At 62.6% G+C, this 8,289-nt stretch carries 4 protein-coding genes; 1 reads left to right on the top strand and 3 read right to left on the bottom strand.

What is annotated here, in order from left to right; all coding sequences use genetic code 11:
• Positions 1-195: 195 nt before the first annotated feature.
• The 3 genes from ACVOLZ_RS13645 to ACVOLZ_RS13635 all read right to left on the bottom strand — a co-directional run bounded on the left by ACVOLZ_RS13645 (position 196) and on the right by ACVOLZ_RS13635 (position 6,606).
• On the bottom strand, positions 196-2,505 hold the full coding sequence (locus tag ACVOLZ_RS13645) for a beta-N-acetylhexosaminidase (RefSeq protein ID WP_481516632.1): 2,310 nt from the start codon (positions 2,503-2,505) through the stop codon (positions 196-198).
• A 324-nt stretch (positions 2,506-2,829) separates the two neighbouring features.
• Positions 2,830-5,493 carry a TonB-dependent receptor gene (locus ACVOLZ_RS13640; protein ID WP_481516631.1) on the bottom strand — a complete coding sequence of 888 codons (2,664 nt, stop codon included), beginning with the start codon at positions 5,491-5,493 and terminating at the stop codon, positions 2,830-2,832.
• A 93-nt stretch (positions 5,494-5,586) separates the two neighbouring features.
• Positions 5,587-6,606, bottom strand: a complete 1,020-nt coding sequence (locus tag ACVOLZ_RS13635; RefSeq protein WP_481516630.1) for a glucokinase family protein — start codon at positions 6,604-6,606, stop codon at positions 5,587-5,589.
• A gap of 368 nt (positions 6,607-6,974) precedes the next feature.
• On the opposite strand from ACVOLZ_RS13635, the gene ACVOLZ_RS13630 reads away from it, so the two are divergent.
• Complete coding sequence (locus ACVOLZ_RS13630) at positions 6,975-8,264, top strand: sugar MFS transporter (protein ID WP_481516629.1); 1,290 nt, start codon at positions 6,975-6,977, stop codon at positions 8,262-8,264.
• Positions 8,265-8,289 lie beyond the last annotated feature (25 nt).

The raw sequence follows: 8,289 nt of genomic DNA, 5'->3' as shown, positions 1-8,289 counted from the left end.
TCCCCTCATTCCATCCCCCCTGCGGGGTCGGGGCCTTGGGCGCCCGGGCAAAGGGGCAAGCGGGGGGTGGTTTTTTCTTGGGCGGGGGGGCCCAGCCCCCCCCCACAACACCCGGAATCTTTGCTGATCAAATGGCAGACAGCACAAGGCCACCGCATGCGGTGGCCTTGTGCTTACATCAAACCGCTGTGTGGATTACTTGGCCGGTTCGAGCTTGATCCAGTCCAGCGTCCACATGTTCGGCCGAGTGTCGCCGGTGAAGCGTACGCACAGGTCGCCGCGTGTTGCCGGCGCGGTGATGCTGGCGTCAAGCTCAAGGAAGCCGTCGGCATTCGGCTCGGCCGGCAGCGGCACGGAGGCAAGCGGCTTCCCTTCGCAGTTGGCCAGGATTTCCATTTCGCCATGGGCAGTACGTGCCGGTGCGAACTTGCGTGACGGTTCGTCGTGGGCCAGCTGGAAGTTGTACGGAATACGGCCGGCGCGCACCTTGATGCGGCTGACGTCCGACAGATCAACATCGCTCCACAACCAGCACGGGTTGAAGATGTTGACGTTGAACACTTCGCGCTCGCCGTCGGCCGGGCCGTCGTCTTCCAGCCGCAGCAGCAACTTGCCGCCATTAGGGCACAGGCCGAGCTGGGTGTCTTCACGGGTCAGCAGCGAGGCGGCATCCAGCTTGAAAGTGTTGGCTGCAGCCAGCGGCTTGCCATCGAAGAACGCCGCGGTCTGTACCTGCACCGGCACCTTCAACTGCAGCGGCTGTGCGTACAGCGGCGAGCTGGCGCTGACCGCGCTGCCATCCAGCGTGTAATGCACCGGGTAGCCAAGCGGGTTGTTGAGGCTTACCTGCACCGCGCCGGTGCGGTGTTCGCCCTTGTCCTGCATGTCGACCTGGAACGGCGTCTTCGCATAGGCGATGTTCATCGCCCGGTAGCGCTGCAGCTGCTGCGGCAGGCGCTGCAGGAAGTTGCCGAAGTTGCGCTTGTCCTGCGGGCTCCAGCCGGTTTCTGCGACCGCGGCCAGGCGCGGGAACAGGTTGTGCTCCAGGTTCTGATCGTTGCGGGTGTGCTCGTTGAACATATTGGCTTGCAGGCCAAGGATATGCGCGCGCTTGTCGGCAGCAAGTTCGGCCGGCACCGGTTCGAACTCGTAGGCCTTCTGCAGGGTGATGGTGGTCGGGCGGCCCGGCGGCTCGTTCGGCGACTCGGTCTGCAGGTAGTCCATGTACATATGGGTGACCGGCGACATCACCACGTCGTGGCCTTCGCTGGCGGCCTTGAGCCCGCCTTCGGTGCCGCGCCAGGACATCACAGTGGCTTCCGGCGGCAGGCCACCTTCGAGGATTTCGTCCCAGCCGATCAGGCGGCGGTCGTGCTGCTCCAGGAACTTCTCCAGACGCTTGATGATATGGCTCTGCATTTCCATCTCATCCTTGGCGCCGAGCTCGCGCATGCGCTCCTGCACGCGCTTGGAGGCGATCCACTGATCCTTGACCGCTTCGTCGCCGCCGACGTGCACGTACTTGGACGGGAACATCTCAATCACTTCTTCCAGCACGTTCTCCAGGAACTGGAAGGTGTTTTCCTCGGTGTTGAACAGGTTCTGGAAAACGCCCCACTGGTTGTCGATGACCAGTTTCTGATCGGTGGTACCCAGTTCCGGATAGGCGACGATGGCGGCGGTGGCATGGCCGGGCACGTCGATTTCCGGAATCACCTGGATATGGCGTTCGGCGGCGTAAGCGATGATTTCGCGGATCTGCTCCTGCGTGTAGTAGCCGCAGTACTGGCGCGGCTCGCCAGTGGCGGCGTTGCGGCCGGCATCACCCAGTGCCACACGGCAGCTGCCGACTTCGGTGAGTCTCGGATAGCGCTTGATCTCCATGCGCCAGCCCTGGTCATCGGTCAGATGCCAGTGGAAGGTATTGAGCTTGTGCTGCGCCATCGCATCGAGCAGTTTCTTGATCTCGTCCATGCTCTGGAAGTGGCGCGCCGAGTCGAGCATGAAGCCACGCCACGGGAAGCGCGGGGTGTCAGAGATGGTGGCGGCGGCGACGTGGCCGGGCGTGTTGCCGGTCAGCAGCTGGGCGGCGGTGACCGCGCCGTAGAACAGGCCGACATCATCACCGGCGCTGATGTCGATGCCGGTGTTGGAAACCTTCAGTGCATAGCCTTCGGCGGTGTTGAGCGCCGAAGGATCGAGGCGGAAGCGGATCTGCGCCTTGCTGGCGTTGTCGGCCACGGCAAGGGTCGGGCCGCCGTTCTGCTTGAGCAGGGTCACGAACTGTGCGGCGGCGCGGCGTGCAGCCTCGTCGTTGCCGCCGACGCGGGCGGAACTCTTCAACACGAAGTCCTTGCCGCCATCAGCCTGGTAGTTGGCGGGCAGGGGGACAAGCGAAGGGGCGGAGGTGGTGTCGGCGGCCTGCACCTGCAGGGCGGACATGCCCAGCAATACGCAGCTGCTGAGCCACGGCGCGCGGCTGCGCTTGTGGAAGGACTTCGTCATGGGCGGAGCTCCTGTTTGTGCTTGGGCGGCAGTGTGTAGTGCCGCATGGATCTTGTGTAGTGCCGAGCCAAGCTCGGCAAGGTGTCGTCATGTAGTGCCGAGCCATGCTCGGCATCGGTTTCACTTCAGCTCTTCTTGTAGTGCCGAGCCATGCTCGGCAGGGGCTCTACGGGTAACGCCTCTGCCGAGCATGGCTCGGCACTACAGAAAGCCACAGCGTTGCCGAACATGGCTCGGCACTGCATGAAGCAAAAAAAAGCCGGGCCCGGAATGATCCAGGCCCGGCGGGTCACACTAACCGGCGATGTTGCGCGCCGGGATGGATCAGAACTTGAAACGCAGGTTGGCCATGTAGCGGCGGCCGGTGAAGTACTCCGCAGCCAGCGCTTCTTCCTGGGCAACGTACTGCTTGTACTTCTCGTTCAGCAGATTCATCGCATCCAGCGACAGGCTCAGGTTGTCGGTGAAGTTCCAGCCCAGGCTCGCGCTCAGGTCAGCATACGCATCGGTGGTTGCAGCCGGTGCACCGGCGACATAGCCAACACCTTCGTACTTGCTGCGCCAGTTGTAATTGACACGGGCGCTGAACTGCTCGTTTTCAAAGTACGGGCTGACGCTGACGGTGCTGCGCGACAGGTAAGGCATGTTGTTGCCGGCGTCAGTATTGCCGGTTGCGTAGGTGTAGTTGGCGATCAAGCCAAGGCCGGTATCACCGAATGCCTGCTGGTAGTTGACGTTGAAGCCACGGACGCTGGCACCACCGGCATTGCGCGGACGGGTGACGCTGTAGTCGCAGAAGCCGTCGGCGGTACAGCCGTGCGAGCCAACCGTGGTCAACCAGGTGGTCGGGTTGCTGTCACGCATCGAGTTGTAGCGACGCTCCGTGCCCGGGGTCTGCAGCACGTAGTTCTGGGTCTGCTTCAGGAACACCGAGCCTGCCAGGATCGACTGCGGAGCGAAGTACCACTCGGCCGACAGGTTGAAGTTGTAGGCCTTGTACGGGTCCAGATCCGGGTTGCCGCCCGAGCCGGTCATCATGGTGTCGTTGAGGAACAGGTTGTTCGACATCAGGTTGTACGGTGCCCAGGCGATGACCTTGGCAGCCGAGGCGCGCAGCACCACATCGCCACCATTGTCATAGACCAGGTTGAGCGAGGGCAGCATGTTGCTCTTCTTGCTCTTGCTGGTCTGCCACCACTCGGCCGGCGCCGGCAGTACCGGCACGTTGTCGCCGTAGACATAGGCGCTGCTGTCGGTCTTGGTCTGAACCCAGCGTACGCCGACGTTACCGCGCAGGGCGCCGGTGGAGAAGTTCAGCTGCGTGTAGGCGGCAGTGGTCTTCTGTTCCAGTTCCCAGGTGTTGTTCAACAGGCTGGAGGCGTCGGAACGGGAGTAGTTCACCGGGCTGCCGTGAACCCAGCTGATCACGTTGCCCTGGCCGACCTGCGGGTGGTGGCTGGTGTTGCCGAACACGCCGCCCAGGCTGCCGAGCAGGTTGGTGTTGCCGATGGTGCCGACGTCAGCCAGGGTGCCGGTACGCACGCCGCCGTACACGCCAAGGCCGTAGTTCTCCGTGTGCTCGGTGCGACGCACGCCAACCAGCAACTGGTTGAAGATGCCGTCGAAGTTCTTGCTGAAATCCAGCTGCGCGTACTTGTCCTTGGCTTCGGAGCTGAACACGCCGTTGTTGCCGAAGATGTTGCCCCAGTTGGCCGGGTCGTAATACGCAGCCTGGTCGTCAGCCTGGAAGCCCTTGCGGTAGTCCCAGCTATACGCGCCGCTGTAGACCGGCTCGATCAGGTACTGGCTGATGTTCGGGTTCTCGGACTTGCTGGTGCCGATCTTGCCGCCCAGCTTCCAGCCATCACCGCGGTACTGCAGGTCCAGGTCCACGCCCTTGGTGGTCACTTCGGAGAAGCGCACCTGGTTGTCGTAGATGATGCCGGTGCCGCTGCCGGGATTGGCATTGGTGTGGCCGCCGGTGACGAAGCCGCCCGGGCCGGTCGGGTTGAAATAGTCGACGGCCTGCATGGACGAGTTGTTCTGCGTCATGAAGTTGTACATCGACTGGTTGTAGCTGTCGAAGTTCTCCTTGATGTACAGGCCGCTCAAGGTACCTTCGAACTGGTCGTTGGGCTTGAACTGCAGGTTCACCAGGGCGCTGTCGCGCTTGCGCTCCTGCTGGAAGTAGGCAACGTTGATTTCCTGCGCGACCTTGTCGGTCGGACGCAGCTCACCCTTGGCAATCTGGGCGGCAACGTTCGGATTGACCGCGGCGAAGTCGGCAACGGTGCTGTATCCGAAGATTTCGATGCCCTGGCGATCGACCTTTTCTTCGTGGCGCTGGGCGGCAACGTTGACGCCCCAGGTGGAATCGTCATTCTTCCAGCTGTAGAGCACCGAGATGTTCGGGCTGCCCTTCTTGGCCTGGTCGTTGTAGCTGTAGCCGACCGAGCCACTGACCGAATTGGCGTCCATGTCCAGCGGCTTGCGCGAATGCATCATCACCGTGCCGCCAAGGCTGCCTTCCGGCAGGCGGGCTTCGGATGACTTGATGATTTCCAGGCGACCCAGTACTTCCGGGGCCAGCATGGTGTAGTCGAAGCCACGGTTCGGCGATTCGCCATACAGCCAGATGGCCTGGGCAACCGGGTGGCCATCGATGAAGCTCAGGTTGAGGCTCGGGTCGGTGCCGTCGATGCTGACGCGCTCGCCCTGGCCGAAGCGGCGGTCGATGGTGACGCCCGGGATCAGCGCCATGGCTTCGGCGGCGTTGGTGTTCGGGAACTTGCCGATGTCTTCAGCGGTGATCGACTCGGAGACCGTGTCGTTGTTGCGCTTGCTGTCCAGCGATTTTTCAAGGCTGGCGCGGATGCCGGTGACGGTCACGGTATCCAGGTCGGTGGCGTTCTGCGGAGCTTCCTGCGCATGTGCGCTGAAGGCGAGGCAGCTGACGATGGCTGCCGAAAGAAGGGTCTTGCGATGCATGTTGTCTCTCCTCAACATCAAGATTGATTGGCACTGCGTGCCGCGTTACTGCAGGGTCCTGCTGGTGGATCTGTTGCTTATGCTGCTGAAGGCTTACGTGGCCGACTTTTCCAGATACCAACTGGCGGCGCCGATGACGCCCAGTTGCCCGTGCTCTACCAGTTTCACGGGAATGCTTTGCAGCGCCTTGCGCATCGGCCCCTTGTTGAGGAAGCGTTCGACGAAGGTGCTGTTCAAAAGAAATTGGCTGATCTTCGGCAGGATGCCGCCGGCCAGATAGACGCCGCCCTGCACGCCATAGAGCAGGGCCATGTCGCCGATGGTCGAGCCGAGGATTCCGCAGAACAGCTGCAGGGTTTCCACGGCCAGCGGGTCGCTGCCATCGCAGGCAGCGGCGCTGACGGCATCGGGCGTGGTGTGTGCCGGCGCGACGCCGCGCACAGCGCACAGTGCGTTGTACAGATTGAGCAGGCCGGGGCCGGACAGTGCCTGTTCGATGGAAACATGCGGGCGGTCCTGCAACATCTGCTGCAGCACGGCCATTTCCAGTTCGGTGGTGGCGGCCAGCGAGGCCTGGCCGGCTTCGGTAGCCAGGACCACGGAGCGGTTGCCGACCGGAATCCACACCGCGGCGCCCAAGCCGGTGCCCGGGCCGATCACCAGGGTCGGGCCACGCTCGGCTTCGGCTGGGCCGGTCAGCTGCAGCACCTGGCTGGCGCTGATGTGACCGGCGGCATGTGCGACGGCTTCAAAATCATTGACCAGATGCACGCCGGCAAAGCCGAGGTCATCGCGGATGCGATTGGAGGACAGCGGCCACGGCAGGTTGGCCGAGATCACCGTGCCGTCCGGCAACGCGTAGCCGGCGGTGGCGATCACGCAATGCTCGACCGGCGGGTTGTGGCTGGCGAAGTCGGACAGGATCGCGCTGAGGCTTGGATAGTCCGCGCAGCGGTACTTGCGATAGGACAGCACGTCGATGGCCGGGTCGTTGGCTGCGGCAGCCCGGATCAGGCCGACGCGGACGTGCGTGCCACCCACATCGGCGGCGAAGAAGGGCCGGGAGGCGGGGTCAAGGCGGGTGGTCTGCAGTGGGGGGACGACAGCTGTCACTCGGTTTCCCTATGGCGAGGCGGAGCGCCCGGAGGGGCACCATTGGGGGCGAGTCTGTAATCGTTCTGACAACGATGTCAACGAATAATTGAAACTTTCGATGTTGCGCTGCAGCGCGTCTGCGCAAACCCTGCAACGCCTGCATTTGTTGCATCCGATAGCGTGTAGTGGCTGAACTTGCAGGGTTTTACGGCGAAAGCCTGATCCTTCCGGGCTTGTAGGGCATTTCTGATGATTCATCGCAATAGCCCTGCGTTGTCGCGTTGTTGACAAACTTGTCCGCAGCAAACCATAAATGTGACAACGTTGTTCCCACGTAATCGCCGGACGGCCTCGATCCGTCTCCCGCATCCGCAGGAGCTTTGCCCATGTCTGCTGTTCCCGTCTCGACGCCGCGTACCAGCATGGCGTCGTCCATTGCCATCGTCGGCGTGTTGTTCTTCATCATCGGCTTCTGTACCTGGATCAACGGCCCGTTGATCACCTTTGTCCGCCTGGCCTTCGACGTAAACGAGGTGTCAGCGTTCCTGGTATTGATGGTGTTCTACCTGTCGTACTTCTTCCTGGCCTTGCCGGCGTCGTGGATTCTCGGCCGCACCGGCATGAAGAAGGGCCTGGCCCTGAGCCTGGCAGTGATGGCGGTTGGTGCGATGGGGTTCGGCGAGTTCGCCACCCAGCGCTGGTTCGGCGGCGCGCTGGCCGGTCTGTTCGTGATCGGCGGCGGCATGGCCTTGCTGCAGACCGCAGTCAATCCCTACATCAGCATCCTCGGCCCGATCGAAGGCGCTGCGCAGCGCATCGCGCTGATGGGTATCTGCAACAAGATTGCCGGCATCCTCGCGCCGGTGGTGATCGGCACCTTCGTGCTGCATGGCATCGGCGACCTGGAAAGCCAGGTACAAGCGGCCGACGCCGCGACCAAGGCCGACTTGCTCAATGCCTTCGCCGCCAAGATCCACACTCCCTATATGGTGATTGCCGGTGTGCTGCTGCTGGTTGCAGTGGGCGTGCTGTTCTCGCCGCTGCCGGAAGTGCAGCCGGACCAGGCCAATGCTGTTGCCAACGATGGCAAGGCCGCAAAGCGCAGCATCTTCCAGTTCCCGCACCTGTGGCTGGGCGTGATGTGTCTGTTCGTCTACGTCGGCGTGGAAGTGATGGCAGGTGATGCCATCGGTACCTACGGCAATGCCTTCGGCCTGCCGCTGGATCAGACCAAGCTGTTCACCTCCTACACCCTGTTCGCGATGCTGGTGGGCTATGTGATCGGCCTGTTGGTGATCCCGCGCTTCATCTCGCAGGAAAAGTACCTGGCGGTGTCGGCGGTGCTAGGTGTGGTGTTCACCCTGGGCGCGTACTTCACCCACGGCTATGTGTCGGTGGGCTTTGTTGCCGCGCTGGGCTTTGCCAACGCCATGATGTGGCCGGCGATCTTCCCGCTGGCGATCCGCGGCCTGGGCCGTTTCACCCAGATTGGTTCTGCCCTGCTGGTGATGGGTATTGCCGGTGGCGCGATCATTCCGCAGGCCTTTGCCCTGCTCAAGCATGCGTACCCGGAACACTTCCAGTTGGTGTTCGCCGCACTGATGATCCCCTGCTACCTGTACATCCTGTACTTCGGCACCGTAGGTCACAACGCGGGCAAGGCACGTGGCGCCTGAATCAAGCATCATGGCGGCAATCGAG

This window comes from Stenotrophomonas sp. STEN020, assembly GCF_056760195.1.
The sequence above is the reverse complement of the archived record's forward strand: the minus strand, read 5'-3'. Positions and strand labels throughout refer to the sequence as shown.